Source organism: Streptomyces sp. SCPE 10 (assembly GCF_051980735.1).
GTDB classification, from domain to species: Bacteria; Actinomycetota; Actinomycetes; order Streptomycetales; family Streptomycetaceae; genus Streptomyces; species Streptomyces misionensis.
In genome coordinates this window covers 7,236,789-7,262,309 of record NZ_CP197069.1, presented here as the reverse complement: position 1 = coordinate 7,262,309, position 25,521 = coordinate 7,236,789, and the positions used below count along the sequence as shown (strand labels likewise).

Annotated in this window: 24 protein-coding genes and 2 pseudogenes; 14 read left to right on the top strand and 12 right to left on the bottom strand. The window is 71.2% G+C overall.

Annotation, left to right across the window (positions count from 1 at the left end; translation table 11 throughout):
* Positions 1 to 154: 154 nt before the first annotated feature.
* Entirely contained in the window at positions 155 to 466 is a 312-nt protein-coding gene (locus ACSP97_RS32905) for a hypothetical protein (RefSeq protein WP_355146914.1), read from the bottom strand.
* A 610-nt stretch (positions 467 to 1,076) separates the two neighbouring features.
* Between ACSP97_RS32905 and ACSP97_RS32900 the strand changes: the two genes are divergently transcribed.
* The 7 genes from ACSP97_RS32900 to ACSP97_RS32870 all read left to right on the top strand — a co-directional run bounded on the left by ACSP97_RS32900 (position 1,077) and on the right by ACSP97_RS32870 (position 8,034).
* The gene (locus tag ACSP97_RS32900) at positions 1,077 to 2,153 is read left to right on the top strand and encodes a sodium-dependent transporter (protein ID WP_355146910.1); all 1,077 of its coding nucleotides are present in this window, start codon (positions 1,077 to 1,079) and stop codon (positions 2,151 to 2,153) included.
* 364 nt (positions 2,154 to 2,517) lie between these two features.
* Positions 2,518 to 3,171 (top strand): response regulator transcription factor, encoded by a 654-nt coding sequence (locus ACSP97_RS32895; RefSeq protein ID WP_355146908.1) that lies wholly within the window; start codon positions 2,518 to 2,520, stop codon positions 3,169 to 3,171.
* Positions 3,162 to 4,430 carry a sensor histidine kinase gene (locus ACSP97_RS32890; RefSeq protein WP_440555667.1) on the top strand — a complete coding sequence of 423 codons (1,269 nt, stop codon included), beginning with the start codon at positions 3,162 to 3,164 and terminating at the stop codon, positions 4,428 to 4,430. The genes ACSP97_RS32895 and ACSP97_RS32890 overlap by 10 nt, the downstream gene beginning before the upstream one ends.
* A 38-nt stretch (positions 4,431 to 4,468) precedes the next feature.
* Positions 4,469 to 5,740 carry a COG4705 family protein gene (locus tag ACSP97_RS32885; protein ID WP_440555665.1) on the top strand — a complete coding sequence of 424 codons (1,272 nt, stop codon included), beginning with the start codon at positions 4,469 to 4,471 and terminating at the stop codon, positions 5,738 to 5,740.
* 487 nt (positions 5,741 to 6,227) lie between these two features.
* Positions 6,228 to 6,686 (top strand): NUDIX hydrolase, encoded by a 459-nt coding sequence (locus ACSP97_RS32880; protein WP_440558506.1) that lies wholly within the window; start codon positions 6,228 to 6,230, stop codon positions 6,684 to 6,686.
* A gap of 64 nt (positions 6,687 to 6,750) precedes the next feature.
* Positions 6,751 to 6,888: a hypothetical protein gene (locus ACSP97_RS32875; RefSeq protein ID WP_355146902.1), complete on the top strand. Its 138-nt coding sequence runs from the start codon at positions 6,751 to 6,753 to the stop codon at positions 6,886 to 6,888.
* A gap of 258 nt (positions 6,889 to 7,146) precedes the next feature.
* On the top strand, positions 7,147 to 8,034 hold the full coding sequence (locus ACSP97_RS32870) for a GNAT family N-acetyltransferase (RefSeq protein WP_440555663.1): 888 nt from the start codon (positions 7,147 to 7,149) through the stop codon (positions 8,032 to 8,034).
* Here the strand turns inward: ACSP97_RS32870 and ACSP97_RS32865 are convergent.
* Entirely contained in the window at positions 8,031 to 8,594 is a 564-nt protein-coding gene (locus ACSP97_RS32865; protein WP_440555661.1) for a hypothetical protein, read from the bottom strand. The two genes, ACSP97_RS32870 and ACSP97_RS32865, sit on opposite strands and share 4 nt — an antisense overlap.
* Positions 8,591 to 8,887, bottom strand: a complete 297-nt coding sequence (locus tag ACSP97_RS32860; protein WP_440555659.1) for a hypothetical protein — start codon at positions 8,885 to 8,887, stop codon at positions 8,591 to 8,593. The genes ACSP97_RS32865 and ACSP97_RS32860 overlap by 4 nt, the downstream gene beginning before the upstream one ends.
* Positions 8,888 to 9,008: 121 nt before the next feature.
* Here ACSP97_RS32860 and ACSP97_RS32855 point away from each other — a divergent pair.
* Positions 9,009 to 9,173: pseudogene (locus ACSP97_RS32855) on the top strand (pirin-like C-terminal cupin domain-containing protein); the annotation flags it as partial.
* Between the two features lie 73 nt (positions 9,174 to 9,246).
* On the opposite strand, the gene ACSP97_RS32850 reads toward ACSP97_RS32855, so the two are convergent.
* Positions 9,247 to 10,647 (bottom strand): protein kinase domain-containing protein, encoded by a 1,401-nt coding sequence (locus tag ACSP97_RS32850; RefSeq protein WP_440555657.1) that lies wholly within the window; start codon positions 10,645 to 10,647, stop codon positions 9,247 to 9,249.
* Positions 10,648 to 11,206: 559 nt separating this feature from the next.
* On the opposite strand from ACSP97_RS32850, the gene ACSP97_RS32845 reads away from it, so the two are divergent.
* Positions 11,207 to 12,490, top strand: a complete 1,284-nt coding sequence (locus ACSP97_RS32845; protein ID WP_440555655.1) for an MFS transporter — start codon at positions 11,207 to 11,209, stop codon at positions 12,488 to 12,490.
* 173 nt (positions 12,491 to 12,663) lie between these two features.
* Here the strand turns inward: ACSP97_RS32845 and ACSP97_RS32840 are convergent, their stop codons facing one another.
* Together ACSP97_RS32840 and ACSP97_RS32835 are read right to left on the bottom strand one after the other, a co-directional pair.
* Positions 12,664 to 14,346, bottom strand: coding sequence for a tannase/feruloyl esterase family alpha/beta hydrolase (locus ACSP97_RS32840; RefSeq protein WP_440555653.1), 1,683 nt, complete (start codon positions 14,344 to 14,346; stop codon positions 12,664 to 12,666).
* A gap of 185 nt (positions 14,347 to 14,531) precedes the next feature.
* Positions 14,532 to 15,413: an SDR family oxidoreductase gene (locus ACSP97_RS32835; protein ID WP_440555651.1), complete on the bottom strand. Its 882-nt coding sequence runs from the start codon at positions 15,411 to 15,413 to the stop codon at positions 14,532 to 14,534.
* Between the two features lie 108 nt (positions 15,414 to 15,521).
* Between ACSP97_RS32835 and ACSP97_RS32830 the strand changes: the two are divergent.
* Positions 15,522 to 15,656, top strand: a pseudogene (locus ACSP97_RS32830) (TetR family transcriptional regulator); the annotation flags it as partial.
* Between the two features lie 293 nt (positions 15,657 to 15,949).
* On the opposite strand, the gene ACSP97_RS32825 reads toward ACSP97_RS32830, so the two are convergent.
* Positions 15,950 to 16,792, bottom strand: a complete 843-nt coding sequence (locus tag ACSP97_RS32825; protein WP_388294477.1) for a thioesterase II family protein — start codon at positions 16,790 to 16,792, stop codon at positions 15,950 to 15,952.
* A gap of 52 nt (positions 16,793 to 16,844) precedes the next feature.
* Entirely contained in the window at positions 16,845 to 17,165 is a 321-nt protein-coding gene (locus ACSP97_RS32820; RefSeq protein ID WP_358274830.1) for a DUF5132 domain-containing protein, read from the bottom strand.
* A gap of 245 nt (positions 17,166 to 17,410) precedes the next feature.
* Between ACSP97_RS32820 and ACSP97_RS32815 the strand changes: the two genes are divergently transcribed.
* The 4 genes from ACSP97_RS32815 (at position 17,411) to ACSP97_RS32800 (ending at position 23,020) form a co-directional block, all read left to right on the top strand.
* The gene (locus ACSP97_RS32815) at positions 17,411 to 19,000 is read left to right on the top strand and encodes an ABC transporter substrate-binding protein (protein WP_440555649.1); all 1,590 of its coding nucleotides are present in this window, start codon (positions 17,411 to 17,413) and stop codon (positions 18,998 to 19,000) included.
* A gap of 45 nt (positions 19,001 to 19,045) precedes the next feature.
* Positions 19,046 to 20,032, top strand: coding sequence for an ABC transporter permease (locus ACSP97_RS32810; protein WP_440555647.1), 987 nt, complete (start codon positions 19,046 to 19,048; stop codon positions 20,030 to 20,032).
* A gap of 94 nt (positions 20,033 to 20,126) precedes the next feature.
* On the top strand, positions 20,127 to 21,980 hold the full coding sequence (locus ACSP97_RS32805) for a dipeptide/oligopeptide/nickel ABC transporter permease/ATP-binding protein (protein ID WP_440555644.1): 1,854 nt from the start codon (positions 20,127 to 20,129) through the stop codon (positions 21,978 to 21,980).
* Complete coding sequence (locus ACSP97_RS32800; protein WP_358274826.1) at positions 21,977 to 23,020, top strand: ABC transporter ATP-binding protein; 1,044 nt, start codon at positions 21,977 to 21,979, stop codon at positions 23,018 to 23,020. Before ACSP97_RS32805 ends, ACSP97_RS32800 begins: the two co-directional genes overlap by 4 nt.
* Positions 23,021 to 23,054: 34 nt before the next feature.
* On the opposite strand, the gene ACSP97_RS32795 is transcribed toward ACSP97_RS32800, so the two are convergent.
* The 4 genes from ACSP97_RS32795 to ACSP97_RS32780 are packed head-to-tail and all read right to left on the bottom strand — an operon-like array spanning position 23,055 to position 25,521.
* Positions 23,055 to 23,240, bottom strand: coding sequence for a hypothetical protein (locus ACSP97_RS32795; RefSeq protein ID WP_355146874.1), 186 nt, complete (start codon positions 23,238 to 23,240; stop codon positions 23,055 to 23,057).
* A gap of 33 nt (positions 23,241 to 23,273) precedes the next feature.
* Complete coding sequence (locus ACSP97_RS32790; protein ID WP_440555640.1) at positions 23,274 to 24,017, bottom strand: SRPBCC family protein; 744 nt, start codon at positions 24,015 to 24,017, stop codon at positions 23,274 to 23,276.
* A gap of 23 nt (positions 24,018 to 24,040) precedes the next feature.
* On the bottom strand, positions 24,041 to 25,294 hold the full coding sequence (locus tag ACSP97_RS32785; protein WP_435642482.1) for a cytochrome P450: 1,254 nt from the start codon (positions 25,292 to 25,294) through the stop codon (positions 24,041 to 24,043).
* 11 nt (positions 25,295 to 25,305) lie between these two features.
* A complete protein-coding gene (locus ACSP97_RS32780; RefSeq protein ID WP_311578353.1) occupies positions 25,306 to 25,521 on the bottom strand; it encodes an MbtH family protein in 216 nt (71 codons plus the stop codon).

The window sequence follows — 25,521 nt, the reverse complement described above, 5'->3', positions numbered from 1 at the left end:
TGGCACGCACCGCGCCGACGAGGGCGGCGCGGTGCGTGCCAGAGCGGAATACGGGGGATCTCCCACTCCCCGCATCCTGGCCCGGCCGGGATGCGGCCGGCTCGCCGGGACCGGCCGGGGGCTGCCGGTCCGGATCGAGCGCGGGGACCGGGACTCATCGGCGGCCGGGGAGGTCGGACAGGGACCACCGGGCGGTGTAGAGGCGGCAGCCGACCTCCAGCCCGCGTACGGTCTTCGACTCGCCGATGTCCAGGCAGTGGGCGGAGATCGCGGCAGCCACGATTGGGTCGTCCAGGCCGGAGTCGCGGCGGCGGCCGCGCAGGACGAGGGCGAGGTGGCGGCGGGCTTCGGCGAGCAGATGCCGGCGGTGGAAGCACCCGCCGTCGTTCATCACGAACACCGTCGCGGCGACGTCGACAGCCGCCAGCGCGATGTCGACCACGGCGGCGACCCGGGCCCGGATCACCGCCGCTGCGGCGCGGGCGTGGTCGAGAAGGGAGTTGATGACCCTGCAGCACCGCGGCGGGGCCGAGCGCGCCGGGGTGAGCAGCGCGTCGCCGTCATCGCCGCTGCACCCCTACGCCACCGGAGTCGACGGGGTCTTCCTCTGCTCGGCCGCCACACCTCCTGGAGCCGGTGCACACGGTATGTCGGGATACTGGGCCGCACAGGCCGCCCTACGCAAGGTCAGAACCGCAAAGTTATGGCCCTCCGACGCGCAGGCCCGCACGGGGTGCACCTCTGCCGGATCGTGCAGGCGCCGACGTGCACGACGACCGGCAGGGGATCACCGGGCCGGACTTCGACTCCGTCAGGTATGCGGCCGACGGCGACGGTGACCTCAGGCACCTTGTTCCAGCGCAGCCGACCTCTTCAAGCACCGGATTCTCAGACGTCTCCTATGCCGTGTTGCCCGACCATGGCACCGGGTGCCTGAACACATCCTGACTGCCGCCGTGGATCACCCGCCCCGCCCGTCCCGTGCGCGCACCATGGCTCCATGGACACGCACGCATATGGTCTCCGCATAGCGGTCTTCCGTCCCTCCCCTGCCCCCGCGACGGAAGAAGACCGCCATGCACGCACCCGCTCCCACCGTCACACCGGCGCCCGCTGACCGCGCGAGCGCCTGGCTGCGGCGTCGTCTGGGCCGGGCCGTCGTCCTGTCCTACGCCGCCGCCCTGCTCGTGCCGGGCCCCGGTCTGTGGCTGCGCCACTCCCACGCACTGCCGCTCGGACCGCTGATCCGACTGCCGGTGTCCACCGCACCATGCCTGCTGTGGCTGGTGCTGTTCTCATCCGGACTCCAGGTCCCCATCCGTGAACTGGTCCGAGTCCTGCGGCGCCCGAGTGCACTGCTCGCCGGGCTGGCGCTGCACCTGGCGATCCCGTTGCTGGTCATCCCGCTCGTCGCGGTCCTGCTGCACGCCTCGCCCGACTCCGACGGCGGCAGCGGCCTGGTCACCGCGATGATCCTGATCGTGGCGATGCCCGTGGCGGCCGGCGCCACGGTGTGGACCGGCAAGGGCGCCGGCGACCAGCCGACCATGGTCGGCCTGGTCCTCGCCTCCACCCTCATCAGTCCACTCACCACACCGCTGGTGATCGAGCTGCTGACTCCGCTGCTCAGTGGCGGCTACGCCGGCTCGCTCGCCGTGAGTGTCGACACTGCGGGCGGTGGCTTCACCTTCGTCGGTGTGGTGCTGCCCTGCGCGGCGGGCATCCTGGTCCGGCTCGCCCTGCCCGCGTCGTTCCTCGGCCGGGCGCTGGGCGCAGTCGTGCCTGCGGCCCTGGCCGGCTCGCTGGTCCTGACATACGTCAACGCCAGCGGCGCCCTCGCCTCCTTCGTCGCTCGGCCACGCCCGCTGCTGCTGGGCGCCGCGCTGGTCGTGGCGGCACTGGTCTGCCAGCTGTCGTTCGTGCTCGGCCGCTGCGCGGCGCGGCTGCTGCGGCTGGACCCGCCCGCCGCTTCCTCGCTCACGCTCGCCTGCGGAATGAACAACAGCAGCGCCAGTGCCGTACTGATCACCGCCGTGCTCCCGGACAAACCCCACCTACTGCTCCCGGTCCTCGCCTACGGCCTGCTCCAGAAGACAGCCGCCAACCGAGTCGTACGGGTCCGGCCTCCCACGGTGTCGCGTTCTCTTGCCTAGAACGCTCCCCGGCCCGACACCCAGGGGCCGCAGGACACCGGCCGTCCCACCAGCGCGAGAAGCACCAACGCGGTCCATGCGTCTCCAGGGCTCGCTGCTGCGCATTCCGCTGCCTGGCCTCACGCCCACCAAGGGTCCATGCAGGCCAGGCCGATCTCGTTGGGCCTGGGGATCACGTCCCGGACGGCGGCCTCGTCCACCGCTCCAGCACCGCTCCAGTTCGCGATCACCGGGACCTGGTTCCCTGCCGTGCCGGCAGCACCAGCGCCCGCCGGAACCGTACCGGGTCCCCGGTCGCGCCCGGCCTTCAGGCGGTTGACCAGGGGAGATGGAGAAATGGGAGGGGAGTATCTAGGGTCGGCACGTGGCTTTCATCATGGTGTGCGAAGACGACGCGGCGGTCCGCGGCGTCCTCAAGCGCGCCCTGGAGCACGACGGCCACACCGTCTCCGTCGCCGCCACGGCCGAGAGCCTGCTGCGGCAGCTCACACCGGCGCCCCAGCTGGTCGTCCTGGATCTCGGACTCCCGGACGCCGACGGCCGCGACGTCTGCCTGGCCCTGCGGGCTCGCGGCGTCGACGCGCCGGTGTTGATGCTCACCGCCTTGGACGGCCTGCACCACAAGGTGGGCGGCTTCGAGGCCGGCGCCGACGACTACATGACCAAACCCTTCGACATCCCGGAACTGCTGGTCCGCGTCCGGGCGCTGCTGCGCCGGGCCACCGTGGCGCCCGCACCGCGCGAGGTCGTCCTCGATCCGGCGAAGCACGTGGTGACCTACGATTCGGTGAGCATGAGCCTGACCCCGACCGAGTTCCGGCTGCTGGGCCGCCTGATCGCCTCGCAAGGCGACGCGGTACGCCGCCACGCCCTCGTCGCCACCGGCTGGCCGCACGGGGCGCAGGTCAGCGACAACACCCTCGACTCCTATATACGCCGACTGCGGGCCAAACTGGGTGCGCTGGGTGTGGCCGAGCGTCTGCTGACCGTCCGCGGCGTGGGCTACCGATGGCAGTGACGGGATTCCGTAAGCGGGTCGTCGCACTCACCGTGCTGATCGCCACCGCCGTGGTCGCGGTCTTGGTCGTGGTCTCGCACGTGCTGCTGAGCCGGGTGACGGACACCGACGCACACGATCTGGCACGTACCCGCGCCGAGGCGGTCGCGGCGAACGTCACCGCCAAAGGCGGCCGTGTCGTACTGACGGAGAACGGCAGCGAGGCACTGGACGAGGTCGCCTGGGTGTATGCCGACGGCCGCCTGCTCGACGGGAACGTGCCGCCGAGCCTGGTCGATCGGGTCGAGGAGCTTGCGGAGTCGGGGCGATCACAGACCGTGTCGGTCGGCGACTACCTCCTGTACGCGCGGCTGGTCTCGATCGACGGCCACCACGTCATGGTGATCGTCCGGGTGGACCTCACGCCCTACGAGACATCCGAGCAGCGCAGCCTGACCTTGTCCCTGATTCTGGGCGGACTCACGATCGTCCTCGCCGGCGGTGTCGCACACCTCGTGGTGCGCCGCGCGCTGCGGGTCGTGCACGAGATGGCCGCTCTCGCGGACGACTGGGGCCATCACGAACCCGGGCGCCGCTTCAACCTCGGGGTCCCCCGCGACGAGTTCGGGGAACTGGGGCGGACCCTGGACCATCTCCTGGAGCGCGTCGACAACGCGCTGGCGGACGAGCGCCGGCTCACCGATGAGATCGCCCACGAGCTGCGGACACCGCTCACGGTCCTGCGGGCCGAGGCGCAACTGGCGCAGCTGTCCGGCGAGCCGGTGCCGCCGGAGGCGGTGCTGGGCGAGGTCGACCGCCTCGACGCCGCGATCACGACGCTTCTGCGCGCCGCGCGCGCACGGGCGGACAAGGGGTCCCGGTGCGATCTGCGCTCCGCCGCGCGGCAGGCGATCGCCGGCCGTGCGGTCGAGGTCGCCATTCCCCCGGAGGTCGAGGTCGCCATGGCGGCCGACGTGGCCGTGTCGCTGCTGTCGCCCCTGCTGGAGAACGGCCTGCGGCATGCACGGTCGCGTGTGTGGATCACCGCTCGCGCCCAGGGCGAGGTCATCGTGGTCGATGTCCTGGACGACGGCCCCGGATTCGATCCCGCGGACGTCGACCGGGTCTTCGAAGCGGGTGTGACCGGCGGCGACGGGTACGGGCTGGGGCTGCCGGTGGTCCGGCGCATCGCCGCCTCGGCGGGTGCGGAGGTCCGCGCGATCGCGGACGGCCGCGGTCATCTCGAGGTGACGTTCCCAGCAGCCCGTGCAATGACGTAGTCAGGTTACGTGCAGATTCCCTGCGTAAACCTCCGTGCATGGCAACCACAACGGAAGCACGCACGCGCAGCGGGCGCCTCATGCTCAACAAGGTCCCCGAGGTCACCATCTGGTTCTGGGTGATCAAGGTCCTGTGCACGACCGTCGGTGAGAGCTTCGCCGACTGGATCAACATGAAGCTGGGCGTCGGCCTGGTGAACACGGCCTGGATCTTCACCGCGGTGTTCGTGGTGGTCCTGGCCGTCCAACTGCGGCTGAAACGGTACGTTCCGTTCCCCTACTGGCTGACCGTCGTCGTTGTCAGCGTCACGGGCACCCTGTACACCGACATTCTGACCGACCAGCTGAACGTGCCGCTGTGGATCAGTTCCGCGGTCTTCTCGGTGCTGCTCGCGGTGGTCTTCGGTGTGTGGTGGGCGCGTGAGCGCACGCTGTCGATCCACTCGGTCACGACGCTGCCGCGTGAGTCGTTCTACTGGCTCGCCGTTCTCGTCACCTTCGCGCTCGGCACCGCGACCGGCGACTGGACTCTGGAGCTGACCGGCTGGAGCCCGGGCGTCTCCGTGTTGCTGCCGCTCGGCCTCATCGCGGCGATCACGCTGCTGTGGAAGTTCGGCGCGAACCCGGTGCTGTCCTTCTGGCTCGCCTACATCCTGACCCGCCCGCTGGGCGCGAACATCGGCGACTGGCTCGCCTCCCCCAAGGTCGCCCAGCCGGGCGAACCGACCGGTCTCGCGCTGGGCACGTTCACCACCAGCCTCATCTTCCTCGGCCTGATCCTGGCGACGGTGGTCTACCTGACGGTGACGCGCTCGGACGTGCCCGAGACCCACGAGGCGACCCACGCCGCGCCGGCCACCAGGAACCCGCGCAAGGAGCGCACCGCGCTGGCCGGCTTCGGACTGCTCGCCGTCGCCACCGCGGGTCTGCTGGTCTGGGCCCACGGCCAGCCGCACGTCGGCCCGGCGCCCGAGGAAGACAACACCTCCGCCGTCCAGATGGCTCCCGGCCAGGCGGTGAAGAAGTTCCCGCCCGCCAAGGTCGCCGCGCTGAAGAACCTCGCCTCCACCTCACTCAAGGACGCGCGCGCGGGGAACGCGACGGGCGCGCACGCGGCCGCCCAGTCGCTGCGTGACCTGTGGGACGCCGACCAGGCCTCGCTGCAGCCGCTGGACCAGACCGGCTGGACGTCCATCGACGCCCAGATGGACAAGATGCTCAAGACGTTCGGCATCGACCACTCGAACCCGCCGATGTCGCCTGCGCAGCAGGAGAAGGAACTGAAGGCCCTCCTGACGGACATGGGCTGACAGACCGCACAGCGCCCGGCCGGCCCACCCGGCCGAGCAGGCTCACTGTGCCGAGGCAGCGCAGAAAACCGCGCCGCTTCGGCACACCCGGCGAGCCGCGGACACCGCAATGCGGCGGTAACCAAGACATATCCGCAGGCCTTCAGCTTGTGGATGATGCGGGGGACGACTGGTGGGGTGGTCGCGTACCGGTCGTGCAGAACGTGATCAGGCCTTCCGCACCGGCTACCCCACGCACCTCGGCGTCCCATGCCCCGAAGGGCGGCCTGAACAGGGCCGGCCGGTGTCATGTGACAGAGGCGATCTGACCCGCCGCGGTCTTCGGCTCGTAATCGATCCGGGCGGGACGGAGACGGGTGAGATGGGGTGGGTGACAGTGTGATCGCCGATCGCGTCGCCGTCCCGCTGCTGTCACGGAAGCGGGCGGAACCCGGAGCCGATACGCCCCCGGCGATCATGAACGGCGCCGATGACGGACAATACCGGGATGACCCGACCCAGAGTCCGTGTCGCCGCATATGTGATCCGGCAGCGCGCCGTCCCTGAACTGCTGGTGTTCGACCATGTCGGTATGCCGGAGGCCGGCACCCAGGTCCCTGCGGGAGGAGTCAAGCCGGGCGAAGGGCTGGGAGACGCGGTTCTTCGAGAGGTCGCCGAGGAGACCGGTCTGCTGACAGCCACGGCGGTCCGGCAGATTTCCGTGGAGGACAAGCCCCACCCCGACACGGGTCAACCACGACGAACCGGCTTCTTCTACCTCCAGGCACCCGCGGACACCCCCGATGCGTGGGAGCACCACGTCCACGGCGACGGAGACGACGCCGGCCTCACTTTCGCCTGCCGGTTCCTCCCACTTCCCCTGAAGCAACCACTGGCCGACGATCAAGACGCATGGCTGGGCCGCATCGACCCGCGCTGGACCACCGTTGCCGGTGACAGTCAGTAATCAGCCGCCGAAACCGCACGCCGAATACTGTCCTGGCGGTGGCTCAGGGAACCTGGACGCGAAGGTGACCAGCCTCACCGATGAGGTCCGAGGCCTGGCCGAGAAGATCGACCGGAATCAGGCGCAGATCGTGGAGCTGCTGACCCGGCCCGTCGGCCGGAACCTGGGTACGCCGGGCCGGGGTCGCGGCCGCATGACCTGATTCAATCACTTGTTCGAATTCTTATTCCAGTCGACCCGCCACCAGCCAGCCAACGGGCCAGCCGCCACCCGAGGCAGCCCGCTCCAGGGCGAGCGCGGTTCGGCAGTCTGATCGGCCCATGCCATAGGCGTGGTGTTGCTGCGCCTTGGAGCCTGGTGATGGGCGGTGATGCTCTCTGGTGGGCGGGGCTGGCGTCGCCGGCCTGGAGGGAGGAGGCTGAGGGGAGCGATAAGCCTCATATGCCTGGGAGGTGCCGGCATGACGATCCTCCTGGGCGGGGCTGGATTCCCGCAGCTGCGCCCGTTTGAGTCGGCGGACGAGGCGGGGGTGCTGGAGTTGCTCGCGGTGGACCGGCTGCCGGGCCAGCCGGTGTGTTCTACGCGGATGCTTGCCGACGCCGTGACCGGCCGCTCGGCTACTGACCCCGCCGGGCGGGCCGCGTTGGAGGGGCCGGTCGTCACCACGGTGCTGTGTGCGCCCGGCGGTGGTATCGCGGGCGTCGTCTGCTGCGCCGGGCGCCCCAGCGACGCCCAGCCGTTGTTGCTGTGGTTGCACTGTCGTGAGGACTTCTCCACGGCGCAGGCTTTGATCGCCCAGGCACTTCAGTGCTGTACTGCCGGGCCGGTGCACGCCTTCACGCTGGCGTGTGCTCTGACCCGAGGCCTGGTCGGTCTGCCGGAGCGCCACCGTCGGGTCACCGTGGAAGCCCTTCGAGCCGCGGGTTTCACGAGCCGGGGCCGGTGCCGCTACCTGCGTGCCGAGCTGCCCGTCGCAGGCCTGCCCCACCTCCCCGGCGTCCAGATGAACGACACCACCGCACCGCCGGGCAAGCACCTGGAGGTCCGTCGCCGCGGCCACGTCCTGGCACAGGCCTGCCTGGAGCGTCCCATCGACGACGGGGTCGGCTTGATCCGCAGCGTCACCGTCGCGCCGCACGCCCGCGGCCAGGGCCTGGGTGTGGGCCTGCTCGGCAACGCGCTGGACGTTCTCACCGGCCTGGGCGCCCGCGAGGCGATCGTCTACCTGGACGAGCTCCCCGCCGACCCGGAACGGGACCCGGTCGCCGCCCTGCGCACGTACGTGGCCTCCGACTTCACCGAGGTCGATCGGCTGCTCACGTTCACCAGGACGCTGGCGCCGCGTTAGCGACCGAGGGCAAGATCCACCCACTCGCGCTCCTCCTGACCGCGGGCCAGGCCGCCGACAGCCCGCAGTTCAACCTCGTGCTGAAAAAGATCCGGGTCCGCAGACCTGTCGGCCACCCTGACCCGAGCGGGTAGCGGAACATCGCGGTACTCCCCCGCCTTCCGATGCTTGAGCGGGCCGTACTTACGAGTGGACATGACGACCTGCTCGGTGACGCGATACACGTCGTCAGCCACGATGTTGTTGACGTTCACCGCCGCCGCCTCGCCGTTGCGGAGGCCACAGCCGCTCATCAGGTCGACGATCAGCATGAGCGCGTGATCACCGGCGGTGCGTATCGCACGAAGTTGTTCGGGGGACGGAATAACGGCTCGCTTGGGGTCGTACTGTGGCGGCTTGACGCCGGCCACCGGGTTGTCGGTGAAGACACCGAGCCGATGTGCATCGAGAAGGATCGCGCGCAGTTTGTCGAAGGCGTTGGCCTGGGTGGCCAGACCCGCACCGTTGCGTTCCATGAGGCGGATGAAGCCGTCAACCACCTTGTGGTCGAAGGAGTTCATCCGTCGGCCGGCGAGCCCCGGATAGAGGTGGTGCTCCAGGAGGGAGTCGAGGTGTCGCACCGACGCGGCATCGCCCCGTACTTCTGGATGTGCTCCGCCTTCGACCGAGACCGCGGTCCCGCCTTCTTCTCGTTGTAGATCTCCGTCAAACGCCCAATGGCCTTGTCGCGGTCAGCGAACCCCGACTCCTCCACCTGCTTGCCGGCCGCCGACCGGTACCGGATCTTGTAGGGGTGGAAGCATTTCGACCACCGGGACCGCGGGTGCTCGCACTCCTTGAAGAACGAGCCCATCCCCCGAACCAACGAATCCCGCGCCACGGCCGACCGACTCCTCGCGACTGATGCTGCCCTTTTGCTGACCAGGAGCAGTCGCGCAGGTCGTTGACCTGCGGAAACAGCGGCGTAGTGCGATATGTGGTGGAACTTCGTCGCCCGCACCCAGGAAGAGCTCGAGCAGGCCCGCGAGGACTGGATGAAGGGGGTTCGGTTCGGCGAGGTGAAGGGCTACGACGGGGCTCCGCTACGCGCACCGCAGCTGCCGGAAGTACCGCTGAAACCGCGCGGAAGGGTGCGTTGACCTGAGAAAACAGTCACCCGTGAGGGGGGCCTCCGCTGCAAGCTCCCGCCGCACCAGCGCCGGGCCTGCTCAATCAGTCGTGGCTCTTCCGCGTCGGGTGATGGGGGGATGTGCCCGTCGTTGCGGACGGTTTCGGCTTCGGGTCGGCATGTTCGGCGTGGTCGTCGGCGTCCCGGGGGTGGTGTTGCGCGGGTTTGCTTGATTCGGCGCCGTCGTGCCCGGCCGGTGTCCGGTCCTTCGGGGCTGTCCGGTGGGATGCGCCCGGACCCTTGGAGGGGGGCTTGTTGTGAGATCCGGTCGGCGTGGCCGCCGGGCCAGAGGCGACGAATGTCCTGACGGCAGGCTCGGCGGGAAAACCGGTCGCTGCACCAGCCGGACCCGACGTGTCCATTGTCGGGGAGGCGGGCCGGGTGTGTTGCGATCCCGTCGGTGGGACAGCACCGGACCTGCTTTCAGGACTCGCCGTGCGGGAGGGCTGGTGCGCGGGGGGCGCAGCGGTCTCGGCGCGGTCGCTTCCGTTGGTGGCCGTGGTGACGGTGAGGGTGGTGCCAAGGGCCACGGAAAGTGCGGCGATCGCGGTCCCCACGGTCCGGAGACGGCTGTGGCGGGGGCCGCCCGCAGGGTATGGCCGGGTGACCGCCTCCTCCTCGGTCCGTACGTGCTCGTCCGCGTCGGGGCGAGCAGCCCGGGGCGCCGGAAGGCCGGCCTCGGAGGAAGCCGAAAGCGGCGACGGATGCGCTGCGGGCCGGGCGTGCCGGGAGGCGAGGATGTCGGCGCAACTCTCGGCGTCCGGGCGGGCCTCGGGGTCCTGGGCCGTCATGGCCCGCAGCAGGGTCGCGAGGTCCGAGGGGAGCCAGGTAGGGACCTCGGGCGGGCGGTGGAGGCGGGCGATCGCCGCCTCCAACGGGCTGCCTTCGTATTCCAACTGGCCTTTCAGGGCCTCCAGCAGGACGAGGCCGAGCGCGTAGATGTCCCCAGCTGGTCCTACCTGCTTGCCCGCGACCTGCTCCGGTGCCAGATACGCGGCGGTGCCTATCAGGACGTCGGGTGCCGTGTGGCGGGTCGCGTTGGCCAGGCGCGCGATGCCGAAATCGGCCAGGTGAGGGTCACCGGCCGCATCGAGGAGAATGTTTGACGGTTTGACGTCGCGGTGCACGATGCCGGCCCGGTGGACATACGCCAGCGCCCGCGCGAGAGCGGCGCCCACATGCAGCACACGCCGCTCAGGCAGTGCACCACCCGCCAGGAGGCTGCGCAGTGTCGGGCCCTTGACCAGTTGCATCACAAGGTAGGTGCGGTCGTCGTCGCGGCCGGCGTCGTAGACGGTGACCAGGCCGGGATGCTGCAGGCGGGCGAGGAGGACGGCTTCTGCGGTGAGACGGTCCTCAATGTGTGGGTCGGGGCCGGGCCGGAAGACTTTGACGGCCACGGACCGCCGCAGGCGAGTGTCGACGCCCTCGTAGACATCGGCCATGCCTCCCGATCCGATCCTCTTGTCCAACCGGTAGCGGCCGGACAGAACTCGGGCAGACCGCTCGTCTGCTGGAACCGAGACGGGCGCGGGCGGGGCTGCTGATTGGCGGGCCTTCACGTGATTCTCCGTTGCTGTCACCGCGTACCGGACTCGACCATGGGCCGTGCTGCGAGGCCGGGTACCCCCGCGCGTGTCGGATATCCAGACGAAGTCGGCGAGATCCGGGAGATCCCACCCCAGGTGAAGTAGAGGATCACGGCTCAGCGGTGATCTTGTGAAGGTGCGTCGCCATCCGTAACATGCAGGACCTGGACGGCGCTGAACAGAGTGACTCCTGGCGGATCACGCCGCTTGCGTTCCAAGAGAGTTATGCGGGCGGTGCCAAGACAGGTCTGGGCTCGTTCACGCCCAACCGGTGGCGGGCCCGCCCGTGTTGACCTCGCAGCGTGCCGTTATGCCGTGCTCGTGTTTTGGGAGACTGTGACGTTGTCCTCAGCGTGAGCAGCGGCCAACGCGCCAGCCGTCCGCCCACGCCCGCCCAGTGAAAGCCCCCCGCGTCTTGACCGTCTCCTTGCACGAGGCCCAGTCGGCCGGCCGGCACGCCGCCATCCCCACAGGCAGCCTGTTCCGGCAGATCTACGCACCACGCGTCTGCGATGGCCTCGCCTACTCCATGTCCACCTACGCCATGCCTCTCGTCGTGCTGGCCACCACCGGCTCCGCGTCCCTGACGGGCCTGGCTTTCGCGCTGGAGTGGATACCTCGGGTGGCCGCGTTCGGCTTCGCGGGCGCCCTGGTGGACCGTAGTGGCGCGGCGATCGTGTCCTTCCTCGCCTCCCTCGCCCGCGCCTTGCTGGTGGCTGGCGCCGCTGCCGCGCTGATCGCACTGCCGCCGGGTACGGTCGAGACCATCACCGTCATGGCACTGGCCGCTGTGACGGGGGCGCTGACGCAGTTCAGCTTCATCGCCAACGAGGCGGTTGGCGCCATCGTCAGCCGCCGCACCGGCAGGCAGGCCCACAAGGTGCAGTCGGTGCTGGTCGGCATAGATCAGACAGCTACCGTCATCGGCCCGGCGCTGGGCGGCGTTCTGCTGCTCACCGGCCCGACTCTCATGCTGGCGTGCCTGAGCGTGCTGTCTTTCCTGTCCGCCGTACTCGCGCTGCAGACCCCGCCCACCCCTCTGCGTGCCGCACGCCACGGTGGACTGGGGCCCGGCGGCGGCCTGCGGGGAGGGTGGCAGACCCTGCGCTCGCTGCCGTCCCTGCGGCTGCTGGTGGCCGGACTGGCCTGCTCCAACCTCATGCTCGGACTGCTGCAATCGGCCAGCCCCATCCTCGTGGAGGACCGCTTCGGCCACTCCCCGGCCGCCGCCGGCGCGCTCTGGTCCATCGCTGCTGTTCTCACCTTGGCCGCGGTCGCCTGCTGCCGGGCGGGCCTGGACCGACTTGGCCTGTGGGGGATCGGCGCCATCAGCGCATCCGTCGCTGCTGTCGCCTGCCTCGCCGTGCCGCAGGCCCTCTCCTACCCCGGCTACGTGACCCTCGTGGCACTCTTCATGGCCGCAGACGGAGGACTTACCGTCGTCCTGCGCACCCTCCGTTCGCAGGTCATCCCGCCTGCGGCCTTCGGCACGACCCTGTCCCTGACCGTCCTGCTCCTGCTGCTGCCCTTCCCCGTCGCGGGCGTGCTGCTCGCCCTCACTCCGCCGCCCTACCTGGACGAGCTCATCGGGGCGTGCGCAGTGGTGCAGGCGCTCGCTCTGCTCGTCACCTTCCTACGCCTGCGCAACGACCCGATCCTTCGAGCCAGCACGTCGCCGACCCGTCACGAGGCCGCGTGACCCGGCCGTTTAATGGTCGTTTGGCGCTGCCCGCGCCGTCGCGCTTGCGACCGCGAACTCTACAAGGCCGCAACGTGGTCGAACGCTGCTTCAGCACGGTGACAACTACACCTCGAAGCCGAGACCTGCCTCACCGCCGCCTTGCGGCTCGCCCGAACTTCGGGGCTTCCGGGTCATCGGGAAAGGGCTCGTGCGCAGGTGAAGTTCCGTGCCTGGTCGGTGTTGCCGTGGCCGGTGTAGCGGGCCACGAGGGGGTAGGAGCACAGTGGCCGGGACAGGGTTGCCGCGCCGGTGTCCGGGTTGGTCAGTGTGGCCGGGATGGACTGTGGCGCCTGTCCGTGCTCCACCCATTTCACCATCGCCGCCAGCGGGTCGGTGGGGGCCGGGCCGGCCGCGCCGGCGCAATGGGCTGCGCCAGGGGCGAGGAACAGCCGGGCGAACGAATTTGTCTTCGCCGCTCCGCCCATCGCGTGCTGGACGTTCTGGTAGTACTGGATGGTGCTCTGCGGGGGCAGCAGCTGGTCGGCGAGCCCGTGCCAGACGAGGATCTTGCCGCCGTTGCCCCTGAAGGCGCTCAGGTCAGGGTTGTTCGTGGCGAGGGTGGATGAGAACTGCCGCACCGATTGCGCGAACAACTTGTCGAATTGTGCGAAGGTGAGGGTTTTCCAGTCCCAGTTCGGGTTCTGCTGCAGCCATGTGCCCAGCCAGCCCACCGGGATGCCGAACGGCTGCGGGGTGGTGACCCCGTTGGTGGTGGTGGTCGCGGCGATCATGGATGTCGAGGCGCCACGTTGGAGGCCCCACCACAGTGACCGGCCGTCGGTGGTGACCGGACCCTGCCAGATTTTGTTCATGACGGCCGCATCGGTGGCGGTGATGGTGCCGCAGGGAGTACTCAGGCCGATCAGCTTGTCGGCGTTCCAGTGGCAGGCTGCCGGGTCGCCGATGATGCCGTCGGTGACGCCGTCGTGAGCGTCGCAGGCTTTCACCACCGCTTGGATGAACGCGTCTTGCTTGCAGGTCGGCAGGGCGTCATGCATCTGATTCATGACCAGGGCGGGCCAGATGGCGGCGGGGACCGAGCTCGTCCAGTTGACCGCCGGCGCGCCTGAGACGATGCCGTTGTAGTCGGCCGGGTACTGCTGCGCCTCCATCAGGCCTTCCCGGCCGCCCGTCGAGCACCCGTTGAAGTAGGAGTACTGGATCTTGTTCGAGTAGAATGCCTGGGTCACCGCCTTGCCGGCGACGGTCATGTCGTGGATGCCGGCAGAGGCGAAGTCTGTGATCAGCGGCTTGTCGAGCCGGCCGTCCGGCTTCAGCGCCCAGCTGCCGGTGAATTGGTCGGCCACCGGGACTCCGCAGTCGGTGGACGCTGTGGCATATCCGCTTTTGAGGGTCTGCTCCAGGGAGGGGTTGACGTACTGCGGTGTTGAGGCATAGACGATTCCGCAGGAGTAGCCGCCCCCGCCGATGCCCTGGAACCGCCCGTTCCAGTTCGTGGGCAGCCAGACGGCGATATGGATGGGGTTACCCGCGGAGTCGGTTTGGGTCAAGTCCACGGCACAGAAGCCGGGCAGCCCGGTGATCGGGGTGGTAGACCCGGGCGGGGTGTAGCTGCCGGTGGTGTCGAGGACGGCCGAACTCACCGTCACATGGGACAGCCGCAGCGCAGACGTCACATAGCCAGTGCTGCACCGGGAGACGGAAGATTCGGGCGCGGCGGACCGCCCAGCGGCGCCGGCCGCAGTCAAAGTGGTTGCGGGCAGCACAGCCACGAGCAGCGCGATCAGCGCCAGGCGGCTGGGCCAAGCCGGCCGACGCGCCCGGCGGCGCAGGCCACGGATATGGTCGAACATCAGCTGCTTTCCTCAATTGCGGTGACCAGTGGAGATATCGGTGCTCTCACCCCAGTGAGCAGGAGCTGAGGCGCAGCCGTACTCTGCGCCTGGCCACCTTTGTGCCGTGCACGGTTCCGGAGCCGAGTTGAGGGTGTCCCCCTGGCCAACGGTTCGGCTCTGCCAGGGGGACAGGGGTGGCGGTCTCAGGGCTGGATGTTCTCCAGGTCCTCGAGAAGGCTGGGGTGCGTCGGCTGCCATCCGAGGGCCTCGCGGGTGTGGGCGCTGGACGCCGGCTGGTCCATGGCGAAGATCGGGCCGAACGGGCCGAAGGTCTCCTCCGGTACCGCCTCGACCGGCAGGCCCAGCCGCCGACCGACGACTGTCGCGATGTCGCGCACCGCGTCGCCCTCGTCGGCCACGGCGTGCCAGGCGGTCCCGGCCGGTGCCGATTCGAGGGCCAGCCGGAACAGGACCGCCGCGTCGAGCGCGTGCACGGCCGGCCAGCGCTGGGTGCCGTCGCCCGGGTAGCCGGCCACTCCGGTGCGGCGGGCCTGTTCGGTCAGCAGGCCGGCGAATCCGCCCTTGCCCTCGTTGTGGACCGTGCGCGGCATCCGGACGGCCGTGGCGCGCACACCGCGCGAGGCCAGCTCCAGCAACGCGTTGACCGAGCGGCCCCGACCGCCCACCGGTCCGTCGGTCGGCAACGGATCGGCCTCGGTGGAGGCGCGGCCCGGCACCCAAGGCGTCCCGGAGACGGTGACGATCGGACGGTCGCTGCCGATGAGCTCTTCCCCCAGCGCGGCCATGGCCGCGCTCTCCTCGGCGATGGCTGCCGCGAGCATGTCGGGGTCGCTGTAGTCGCGGTTGAACGCCAGGCTGATCACGCCGTCGGACTGCGCGGCACCGGCGCGCAGGACGTCGAGGTCGGCCAGCCCTCCGCGCAGCACCTCGGCGCCGGCGTCCTTGAGGATCCGCTCGGAGCTGTCCGAGCGGGCCAGCGCGAGGACGGTGTGGCCGCCTGCGAGTAGTTCGGCGACGACGGCGGATCCGATGGTGCCGGTGCCGCCGGTGACGAAGACGTGCATCAAGACTCCCAAGAGTGACGGGACTATTGTCTCATCACCGTAGCAGAGTGATGGGACTGTTGTCCCATCACCGCAAGGGAGCGACGGGACACCTATCGCATCACTCTGCGTGAGATCCTGGTGGCCGGGCAGGCGACTCTGAGCCGGCTCCTCGCCGAGGGCATCGCGCAAGCGCCGGCGAGCGCCGGCGCACTTGAGGCGGTCGCCGCCGGCCTCGAACGCGCATCGAGCGGAATGGGGCCGATAGATGGCTGCCCTGGAGGACCTTCGCAAGGCGACCACGACGCTGGTCTGATCTCTTCCCCCCACCACCACCGGCCTGTTCCCGCGCCGCGTTCCGCGCCTGCCTGCCCGCGCGGTCGAGGAGTTCCCTGCGCAGGGCGTGCGGCGGCCGACACGGAAGCGAAGACCGGCTCCGGCCTCATCGCGGGCGAGCAACCCGAGCAACCCGAGCAACAGGTGGGTGCCACGTGTTCCCGGCCGCATGCCCGTCGCTCCGTCCCCGCCTTCGCGGCCGCGGTCGGCCGCCGCCGGGCTCAGCGACCGGTCGGGCCGTCGTCCCCCGGGAGTCGCGCGGGCGCCGTGCGCGATGCCGGTTGATCGAGGTGTCCAGCACGCGCGAGACGTGCCGCCACGTCCGCGACCACGTCGGCCTGCCGAGGTACGAGGTAGAAGTGGTCGCCGGGGAAGGCACGAAGGTCGAAGGAGTCCGGCGCGGTGAGATCGGACCAGGCACGGACGCTGTCGAGTCCGCAACTCGGGTCGTCCTGGCCGGCGTAGGCGGTGATGGGCGCCTTGACGGGGGTCACCCGCGAGGGGCGGTAGCTCTCGATCAGCCGGTAGTCCGATCGCAGGGCGGGCAACAGCAGCTCGCGCAGCTCCGGGATGTCGTACGCCTCCGAGTGCATGTCCCCCAGGCGTCGGACGTGGCTGATCAGCGTCGCGTCGTCGGCCTCGTGCAGGGCGGCGCGTTCGGCCCGTTGCGGCGCTTCGTGGGCGGACACCATGAGGTGTGCGGGGACGATGCCGCGCGTCTCCAGACGCAGGGCCACCTCGTAGGCGACGCAGGCGCCCATGCTGTGCCCGAAGAGCGCCAGCGGCCGATCGAGCCAGGGCCGCAGTGCCGTGGCGATCGCGTCGGCCATGGCGGCCATGGACTCGATGCGGGGTTCCGCGAGCCGGTCCTGGCGGCCGGGGTAGCGCACGGCCAGCACCTCGACGTCCGCCGGGAGGAGTACGGGCCAGTCGTGGAAGAGCTGGGCCGTGCCGCCGGCGTGCGGGAAGCACAGCAGCCGGAGCCTGGGCTCGACCGTACGCCGGTGGACACGGAACCACTTCTTCTCGTCGATGCCCCCCGCGGAAGTTCGGGTCACTGGCATCCGGTCGGTCTCCTTGAAGGTGTCTCGGTGAGGCGTCTGTCCGTTCGCGGGCTCAGGGTGCTTTCGCGGCAACGCCGCGGGGCTTGGCGGCGGGTTTGCTCCGTCCGCCGGTCTGCCCCGCGTTCGCCACCGCGTCCGCGTGCGCCGACCCGCCGGTCGTCGCGGCGTGCGGCGCGTGGAGGGCGCGCATCTCGGCGCTCGCCTCGGCCGCGAGGCCGTGCATCTCCGCGCCGGCCAGCTGGACGGCTCGCTGTACTTCGAGTCCCAGGCCCACCGACGTTCTGACGATCCCCCGCACCAAGGGCTTTCCGACCCTCTTCACCAGGGACGCGGCGACCAGACCAATCAGGAAAGGAGGCACTACAGGTGGCATGACTCGACATCCTTTTCTTCTGGCGGAGACGAAGAAGGTGCGGAAAATCAACGGTATTGGTCATGAGGGAGACTGGTCGGCCTTTGATGCCTTTTCACCCGTTCGAGTGTGATGTGGCATGTTGCCGGTCATAGGAACGTCTGTCGGGCGAGCTCGCTCGGACGGGGGACATCGTCCGGCGTGTCCCCCGTCGGACCGCGGAAGGCCCCACCGGCGCCCTCGGTCGCGGTGGCACGATGACCGCCATGCACCGCCGACCCGTTCCCGTCCCCAAGGCGCGGTCCCTCATGGCCTCGGCCGTCCTGTCGGCCCTGCTGGCCGGCTGCGGCGGTGACGTGGCGTCGACACGCACTCCGGTGGTCGTGGACGGCACCGTCACGATCGCCGGCGCCTCCGAGACGCCGAGTTTCCATCCGTACTCGCAGTTCGGTCTCTCGCTCGCTCCGTACGCCTACGACTCCTTGGTCTCGATCGCGCCGGGCGGCCGGGTGGTGTCCGCCCTGGCCGAGACGTGGCGGGCCGGGGCCGCCTCGGCGCGTTTCACCCTCCGCGCGGGGGTGACCTGCTCCGACGGCACGGCTCTGACCGCCTCGGCGGTGGCACGGTCCCTTCGCTACGCCGGCGACCCGCGCAACCGTCTCGTCGGCGCCCGGACCGCCCTGCCCGGCGTGCCGTTCACGGTGTCGGCCGACGACACGGCGCGGGAGGTGTCGGTGCGGACGGCGTCGCCGTACAGCTTCATCGTGCGGACGATCGGTCTGCTGCCCGTCGTCTGTCCCGCCGGCCTGGCGGATCCGGCGGCGCTGGACAGGAGCACCGCGGGCACCGGCCCGTACGTGCTGAGCGGCTACACCCCGGGCGGCCCGTACGTCTTCACACGACGCGCGGGGTACGCCTGGGGGCCGCAGGGAGCGGGCAACGCGGCCCCGGGGCAGCCGATGCGGATCGTGGTGAAGGTGATCCCTCAGGAGGCCACAGTGGCGAACCTGCTGCTGACGGGCGGGGTGGACATCGCCATGGTGACCGGCCCGGACCGGGAGCGGCTGGCAGGCCACGGCCTGACAGCCGTCCAGGTGCCGACCGTCGTCGGGCTGACCTTCTTCAACGAGCGCTCCGGCCGACCGCTGAGCGATCCCGTGCTGCGCCGGGCACTGGTAGGCGCCCTGGACCGCAAGGGCCTCGCCAACGTGGCGATCGGCGGCGACGGTACGCCCGCGCGTCATCTCACCGCCCGCGACTCGCTCTGCCACACCGACGTCGCCACCGGGAACGTGCCCTCGTCCGGCGCCGTGCGGGGTCTGCGCGCGGCGGGCTGGACGAAGAACGAGCGGGGCCGGCTGGTCGAGGAGGGCCGGCCACTGCGGCTGCGGGTGCTCAGCAGCGGCGACTTCGGCTCCACCCTTCCGTCGGTCGCCGAGCTGATGGCCATGATGTGGCGAGCGCTGGGCGTGGACGTCGACCTCGTCGACGAAAGCGGCAACGCGGTGGCCCACGCCATGTACGGGAGCGGCGACTTCGACGTCGTGGTCGGCAGCTCGCCGGGACCGCAACTGCCCGCGCAACTCGTCCCGTACTTCTCCGGCCCGCCGTCCTCGGGAGAGCTGAACTTCGCGCACGTCGGCAATCCCGTGTACGACCGCCTCGTCGCCCGGGCCCTGCGCTCGCCCGGCGACACCGGCTGCGCGGACTGGAACAGGGCCGCTGCGGCGCTCCTGCGCGCGGCCGACGTGCTGCCCGTCGCCGACGGCACGAGCACGGTGTACGGAAACCGGACGACTTTCCGCCTCGCGCCGGGCGGCCGGATCGTGCCGACCAGCATTCGCCTGCACCGGTAACCGTGGCGGACGCGCCGCCCGGCGCCCGTCGGTCGAGGAGGTTCCATGACGACCGTGTCCGCACGGCTCGGCGCCCGTCCCCGGGTCCACCCGTGGGTCGTGTTCTGCGCCCGGCGCGCGATGCGGCTGGTGGTGTCGCTCTTCGTGGTCGTCACCGCGTCCTTCGCGATGATCCGGCTGATCCCAGGAGACCCGGTGCGGGCCGCACTGGGCGTGGACGCGCCTGCGGACCTGGTGGCGGCGAAGCGGCACGAGCTGGGTCTGGACCGCAGCCTGCCGCAGCAGTACTGGGAGCACCTCCCGCGCCTCGCCCGGGGCGACCTGGGGGTGTCGCTGGTGTCCGGCGTGCCGGTGGCCGACCTGGTCGGGGCACGCCTGCCGGCCACGCTGCTGCTCGCGGTCCTGGCCTTCGGGTGCGTACTCGTCGTCGCCCTCCCGGGGGGACTGCTCGCCGCCGTGTGGACGCGCGGAGGTCGGCGTCCGCGGACGGAACTGGCGCTCACCGCGACCACCTCGGTCCTCGTGGGCGTGCCGGGCTTCGTCCTCGCGACGGGTCTGGCCGCGGGGCTGTCGGTGGCGCTGCCCCTGTTCCCCGTCGTCGGCGGTCTCGGTCCCCGGTCCTGGGTGCTGCCCGTGCTGGCGCTGGCGCCGGCTCCGACCGCGGTCCTGCTGCGGATCGTGCGGGTGGAGACGCTGGAGGTCCTCGGCACCGACTACGTCCGCACCGCCCGCGCGAAAAGGCTGTCCGCCGTCCGGCTCCACCTGTGCCACGTGGCGCCGAACGCGCTCACCGCATCGCTGACGTACGCCGGCAACCTGCTGCCCGCCCTGATCGCGGGGACCGTGCTGGTCGAGAAGGTGTTCGCCTGGCCGGGCATCGGTTCGGCGATGGCGCAGTCCGTGGCGGCGCAGGACTACGCGGTCGTCGAGGCGTCGGTCCTGGTGCTGGGCTCGTCGGTCCTCGTGGTGAACTTCCTGGTCGATCTGGCGCTGGCGCTGCTCGACCCCCGATCGGTCATCCGGAAGACGTGATCCGATGGTGCTGTCCTCCACTTCCCCGGCCTCCCCCGCGTCCGCTCGCCGCGAGTCCCGCGCGCACCGGTCGGGCTGGGCCACTCCCCTGGGCGTGACCACCCTGGTGATGCTGTCCTCGCTCGCCGTCCTGGCCGTCACCGGGGAGGTGCTGTGGGGGCGGCGGGCCGACCGGCCGGACCCGTCGGCGGTGCTGCGGGGGCCCAGCGCGGAGCACCTGCTCGGCACGGACCACCTCGGCCGCGACCAGCTCGCCCGGCTGCTCTCGGCGACCTGGCCCTCCCTGCTGCCGGCCGTCACCGCCACCCTCGTCGGGGCGGTCGCGGGCATCGCCCTCGGCGCGCTCACCGCCGTCGTGGGGCGGCGCGCCGCCCGTCTGCTGGGAGCTGTGATCAACCTCCTGCTGGCCTTCCCCGCGATCCTCGTGGCGATGTTCCTCGCCGCCCTCTTCGGGGCGGGCGAGACAGGCGCGGTGCTGGCGCTCGCAGTCGCCTCCGCGCCGGGCTACGCCCGGATCGCGCAGACGCTCGCCGCCCAGGTGGCCGGGACCGACTTCATGGCCGCGGCACGTGTGCTCGGGCTGCGCCGTCACCGGCTCCTGCTGCGCCATGTGCTGCCCCACATCGCCGGACCGCTGGTGCTCAACACCACGGTCGCCGCGGGGTCGGCACTCGCGGCGCTGTCCGGGCTGAGCTTCCTGGGGCTGGGGGCGCAGCCGCCCGCGTACGACTGGGGACTCCTGCTCAACCAGGGACTGGACCGCATCTACACCGAACCGCTGCCGGCCGTGGCGCCGGGTATCGCGATCGTCTACGCCGCCGTCGCCTTCCAGTTGCTCGGCGAGATGCCGGCCGGAGCCGCCGCGCGACGAGCCCGCCCGTTCCCGGAGGAAGGGACCGCCGCCCGGCCGGCCCGCGCCGCCCGCCCGGCGTCCGCGGACCACGTGCTGGAGGTGGAGGGCCTGCGGGTCGACCTCCCCACCGCGGACGGTGTGCTCCGCCCCGTCCGCGGTGTGACCCTCACGCTGCGGCGTGGCGAGATGGTCGGTCTGGTCGGCGAGTCCGGTTCCGGGAAGTCGCTGACCGCGCTCGCGCTCGCCGACCTGCTGCCCGACGGTGCACGGGCGACCTGGAGCAGCCACCGGTTCCTCGGCGCCGACGTCGGGTCGGTGAGCCGCAAGGAGCGGCGCGGGCAGCTGGCCACGGGCATCGCGTTGGTCTTCCAGAACCCGGCCTCCGCCTTCAACCCGTCGCTGCGCATCGGCACGCAGATGACGGAGGCCGTGCGCACGCACCGGGGCGTCCGCCGCGCGGAGGCCGTCGACCTGGCGCTGGACCGGCTGCACCGGGTCGCCCTGCCCGCCGGACGCCGGTTGCTCCGGTCCCGCCCCTTCCAGCTCTCCGGCGGTCAGCGCCAGCGCGTGGCGATCGCGACGGCGTCGATGATGCGTCCCGCTCTGCTCATCGCGGACGAACCGACGACGGCCCTGGACGTCACCGTGCAGCGGCAGATCATGGAACTGTTCCACCGGGTCCGGGACGAGGACGCCACGGCGGTCCTCCTGATCAGCCACGACATCGCTCTGGTCGCCGACGCCTGCGACCGGGTGCTGGTCATGTACGGGGGCACGATCGTGGAGGCCCTTCCCGCCGGCGAACTTGCGGCCGGGGCACGGCATCCGTACACGCGGATGCTCGTCGCCTCGGTGCCCGACCTCGACGCGGAACCCGGCAGCGCCCCGCGTGCCATCCAGGGGGGCCCGCCCGATCCGTACGGCACGACAGCGGGCTGCGCGTTCCGCGACCGCTGCCCCCGGCGGCTGGAGCGGTGCGCGGTGGAGGACCCCGTGCTGTCCCGGCTGGGCCCGGGACACGAGGTGGCCTGCTGGCAACCGCTGCCCGCACCGCCGTCCCGTGCGCGGCAGGGATCCGAGGAGGCGCAGAAGTGAGGGCAGGACCGGGTCTGCAGCTGGACGAGGTCACGGTCCGCCACCACGGTCCGCTCGGGCCGGTCACGGCGGTGGACCGCGTGTCGCTGGACGTTCCCGCGGGCACGACGGTCGGCCTGGTGGGCGAGTCCGGGTCGGGGAAGTCCACGCTGGCACGAGCCGTCGTCGGGCTGGACCCGTTGTCCGGCGGACGGATCACCGTCGGTGGGCGGGAGTACGGCGGGCGCCGGGCGGCCGACCGGCGCGGACTGGGACGGCGGGTCCAACTGGTGTTCCAGGACCCGGACACGGCGTTGGACCCGCGCATGACGGTCCGGCAGTCGATCGCCGAAGCGGCCGGGGCGTTCGTCCGGCTGGACCGCCACGAGCGCGCACGGCGGGTGGCCGGCCTGCTGGAACGAGTCGGTCTCGACGCCGGCTGCGCCGACCGGCTGCCACGGCAGCTCTCGGGCGGCCAGCGCCAACGGGTCGCCGTCGCCCGCGCGCTCGCCGTGGACCCGGCGGTGCTCATCGCCGACGAGATCACCTCGGCCCTCGATGTGTCGGTCCGGGCGGCGCTGCTCACGACGCTCCGGGACCTGCAGCGGCGCATGGGCTTCGCCATGCTGTTCATCAGCCACGACCTCGCCGCCGTCCGCCATGTGTCGGACACCGTCGCCGTGATGTACCTCGGCCGGATCGTCGAGACCGCCGCCACCGAGCCCCTGTTGAGCGGGCCCCGGCATCCCTACACCCGGGCGCTGCTGGCCGCCGTGCCGCGTCTGCATCCCGGTGGACGTCCGGCCGGGGAGTATCTGCTCGCCGGGGAGCCGCCCGATCCCGCCTCGCCGCCGGCCGGGTGCCGTTTCCATCCGCGCTGCCCCGTCGGACCGGACCGGCGCCCTGGGCGGGACGCCTGCGTCGTACAGGACCCGCACCAGGACGCGGCCGGACGGCCGCATCGCGCCGCCTGCCACTTCCCCTTCCTTGCCGAAGAGCGCCTGCCCCACGCGCGGCGCGCCCCCGGGAACGGCACGGGGCCGATGCCGTCCGGCGGTTGACATGCCGGACGGCACCCGTGCCGCGGCGAGCGGTCTACCGGCGACGGGCCGGCGCCGAGCCGAGCTTGGCGGCGAGCACCGACAGGAAGGTCGGGAGCTTCGCCACCGCGGACTCGGGGATGGGGGTGACCTGGACGGTGTCCCGGAGCACGTCTCTCACCACCAATTTGTAGGTGCCGTCCTCGCGGACGAGTTCGGCTGCGTAGAGCAGTGTTTCCACCAGAGGTCCTTCGGTCGTGTCGTGCGACGGGGATCAGGCGCCGTCGAGCCAGGCGTGCCACGCCTCGGTCGCCGCCGCCTCGTCCACGTCCTCGGCGAACAGGTGGTGGCCCAGCCAGATCGGCCAGTTCCAGGAACTGCCGTTGAAGAAGCGGTACAACGCGTCAGGGGCCCGCAGGCCGAGGAAGTCGGCGTCCAGCCAGTCCACGACCAGCTCGGTCGGGCCGCCGTCCGTGCCGGGCAGGTCGAGCGACAACCGGTCGCCGACGGCCGAGTCGTCGGCCAGGCCGAGGCGTCGGCGCAGCGCGGCGAAGTCCGCCGGGTCGGCGGTGCGCTCGGTGCGCGAAGCCCTGACGTAGACGGCGGGACGGCCGGCGAAGTGGGTCAGGTACGCGGCGAGGGAGTGCTGGTAGAAGTCGACGTGCCGTTCGGCGGCGTCCGTCTTGGTGTCCCACTCCCAGGCGTCGTCGACGACCCCGGTATGCACCCAGTGGATGCCGGTCCGCAGGCGGGTCGTGCCGCCGCTGGCGGGCTCGACGCGGTAGGTGAGCGTGTTCGAGAACCCTTCGTCCTGTTCCGCCCGGACCGCGAAGCGGCGTGGCGGTTCCCACGCCACGACGGTGCTGTCGCCGCGCGTCACCTTCCCACCGACGCGCGGTTCGATCTCCATGGGGTACAGCCAGCCGAGATTGCCGGCGCCGGTGGCGACCGCATCCCACACCCGTTCGGGCGGGGCGGGCAGGTCCCGTTCCCTGCTGACCTCGAATTGTCGTGCCATGGGCACGTCTCCTTCGTCGTTCTTCATGGTCGGTGCGTGAGGGGCAGCGCGGTGAGCCGCCGCTGCAACGGGTTGGGCCGCCAGTCGAGGGCCGCGCCCTCGGCCGGCCGCAGGTGCGGGAGCCGGCGGACCAGCGTGCCCACGGCGACCTCGGCCTGGAGCTTGGCCAGCGGTCCGCCGAGGCAGAAGTGGGGACCGTGGCCGAAGCTGAGGGGCCGGCTGCCGGAGCGGGTCAGGTCGAGCCCGTCGGGGTCCTGGAAGCGCTCGGGGTCCCGGTTGGCCGCGGCGAGGAACAGGTACACCAGCTCGCCCTCCCGCAGCCTTCGCCCGCCGATCGTGAGGTCCTCGGCGACGACCCGGACGATCGCCTGCGTCGGCGTGTCGTAGCGGGCGAGTTCCTCGACGGCCGGGCGGATGAGCGCCGGGTCGGCGCGCAGCCGGGCGAGTTGGCCGGGGTGGCGCAGCAGGGCGAGCATGCCGTTGCCGATGAGGTGGGTGGTGGTCTCATCGCCGGCGGTGATCAGGACGAAGCAGGTGGACAGCAGCTCGGAGTCGGTGAGCCGGTCGTCCTGGGCCTGGGTGGCGACCAGGGCGCTGATGAGGTCGTCGCCGGGGTGGGCGCGGCGGCGGCGGACGAGTCCCGCGAGGTACTCCTCGTAACCGCTGATCGCCTCCTCGGACTTGTCGATGTCCTCGCTCAGCCGGCCGAAGCGCCGGAACCAGGTCTTGACCCGCGGGAGGTCCTCGGGCGGGATACCGAAGAGTTCGCAGACGACGGCCAGCGGCAGCGGCGAGGCGACCGCCTCGATCAGGTCCAGGGTCGGACCGGCTGCGACCGCCTCGTCGACGAGCCAGTCGACGATCTCCCGCACCCGGTCGCGCAGGGCTTCGACCCGCCGGGCCGTGAACGCCCGGTTGGCCAGCTTGCGCAGCCTGGCGTGGTCCGGCGGGTCGGTGTTGCTCATGACCCGGCCGAGCCGGTCGGTGAGCCGGCCGAACGCCTTCAGGTCGCCGCCGAGCGCGGTGTAGGCACGGGTCATCCGGTCCCGGTCGCTGGAGAACCGGGGGTCGCCCAGTGCCGCCTCGATGTCGGCGTAGCGGGTGAGGTACCAGATGCCCTGGGCGCTGCGGTGGACGGGGTCCTCGCGGCGCATGCGGGCGTAGAACGGGTACGGGTCCCGGCGGGCCTCGGGCGTGAGCAGCGCCGCGGCGAGGTCGTCGGACCGGGCGGGGCCCGCGCCGTCGCGGGCCTTTTCGGTGGTTTGGGTCAGGTTCACCGCGGACCGCGCTACTGCTGGGCGTTCATGGCATCGGCGAGGCTCTTGGGCCGCATGTCGGTCCACGAGCGCTCGACGTACTCCAGGCAGGCGGCGTGGGTGTCGGGGCCGTGGGCGACGGTCCACCCGTCGGGGACGTCGGCGAACTGGGGCCACAGCGAGTGCTGGTTCTCGTCGTTGACGAGGACGAGGAAGGTGCCGTCCTGGTCGTCGAAGGGGTTGGTCAT

What these genes read in the sequence shown, in the direction of transcription:
- ACSP97_RS32900 (WP_355146910.1), top strand. Translation starts at nt 1,077, where the DNA reads ATGCACGCACCCGCTCCCACCGTCACACCGGCGCCCGCTGACCGCGCG.
- ACSP97_RS32890 (WP_440555667.1), top strand. Translation starts at nt 3,162, where the DNA reads ATGGCAGTGACGGGATTCCGTAAGCGGGTCGTCGCACTCACCGTGCTG.
- ACSP97_RS32885 (WP_440555665.1), top strand. Translation starts at nt 4,469, where the DNA reads ATGGCAACCACAACGGAAGCACGCACGCGCAGCGGGCGCCTCATGCTC.
- ACSP97_RS32880 (WP_440558506.1), top strand. Translation starts at nt 6,228, where the DNA reads ATGACCCGACCCAGAGTCCGTGTCGCCGCATATGTGATCCGGCAGCGC.
- ACSP97_RS32870 (WP_440555663.1), top strand. Translation starts at nt 7,147, where the DNA reads ATGACGATCCTCCTGGGCGGGGCTGGATTCCCGCAGCTGCGCCCGTTT.
- ACSP97_RS32865 (WP_440555661.1), bottom strand. Translation starts at nt 8,594, where the DNA reads ATGAACTCCTTCGACCACAAGGTGGTTGACGGCTTCATCCGCCTCATG.
- ACSP97_RS32860 (WP_440555659.1), bottom strand. Translation starts at nt 8,887, where the DNA reads ATGGGCTCGTTCTTCAAGGAGTGCGAGCACCCGCGGTCCCGGTGGTCG.
- ACSP97_RS32850 (WP_440555657.1), bottom strand. Translation starts at nt 10,647, where the DNA reads ATGGCCGATGTCTACGAGGGCGTCGACACTCGCCTGCGGCGGTCCGTG.
- ACSP97_RS32840 (WP_440555653.1), bottom strand. Translation starts at nt 14,346, where the DNA reads ATGTTCGACCATATCCGTGGCCTGCGCCGCCGGGCGCGTCGGCCGGCT.
- ACSP97_RS32835 (WP_440555651.1), bottom strand. Translation starts at nt 15,413, where the DNA reads ATGCACGTCTTCGTCACCGGCGGCACCGGCACCATCGGATCCGCCGTC.
- ACSP97_RS32825 (WP_388294477.1), bottom strand. Translation starts at nt 16,792, where the DNA reads ATGCCAGTGACCCGAACTTCCGCGGGGGGCATCGACGAGAAGAAGTGG.
- ACSP97_RS32820 (WP_358274830.1), bottom strand. Translation starts at nt 17,165, where the DNA reads ATGCCACCTGTAGTGCCTCCTTTCCTGATTGGTCTGGTCGCCGCGTCC.
- ACSP97_RS32815 (WP_440555649.1), top strand. Translation starts at nt 17,411, where the DNA reads ATGCACCGCCGACCCGTTCCCGTCCCCAAGGCGCGGTCCCTCATGGCC.
- ACSP97_RS32810 (WP_440555647.1), top strand. Translation starts at nt 19,046, where the DNA reads ATGACGACCGTGTCCGCACGGCTCGGCGCCCGTCCCCGGGTCCACCCG.
- ACSP97_RS32790 (WP_440555640.1), bottom strand. Translation starts at nt 24,017, where the DNA reads ATGGCACGACAATTCGAGGTCAGCAGGGAACGGGACCTGCCCGCCCCG.
- ACSP97_RS32780 (WP_311578353.1), bottom strand. Translation starts at nt 25,521, where the DNA reads ATGACCAACCCCTTCGACGACCAGGACGGCACCTTCCTCGTCCTCGTC.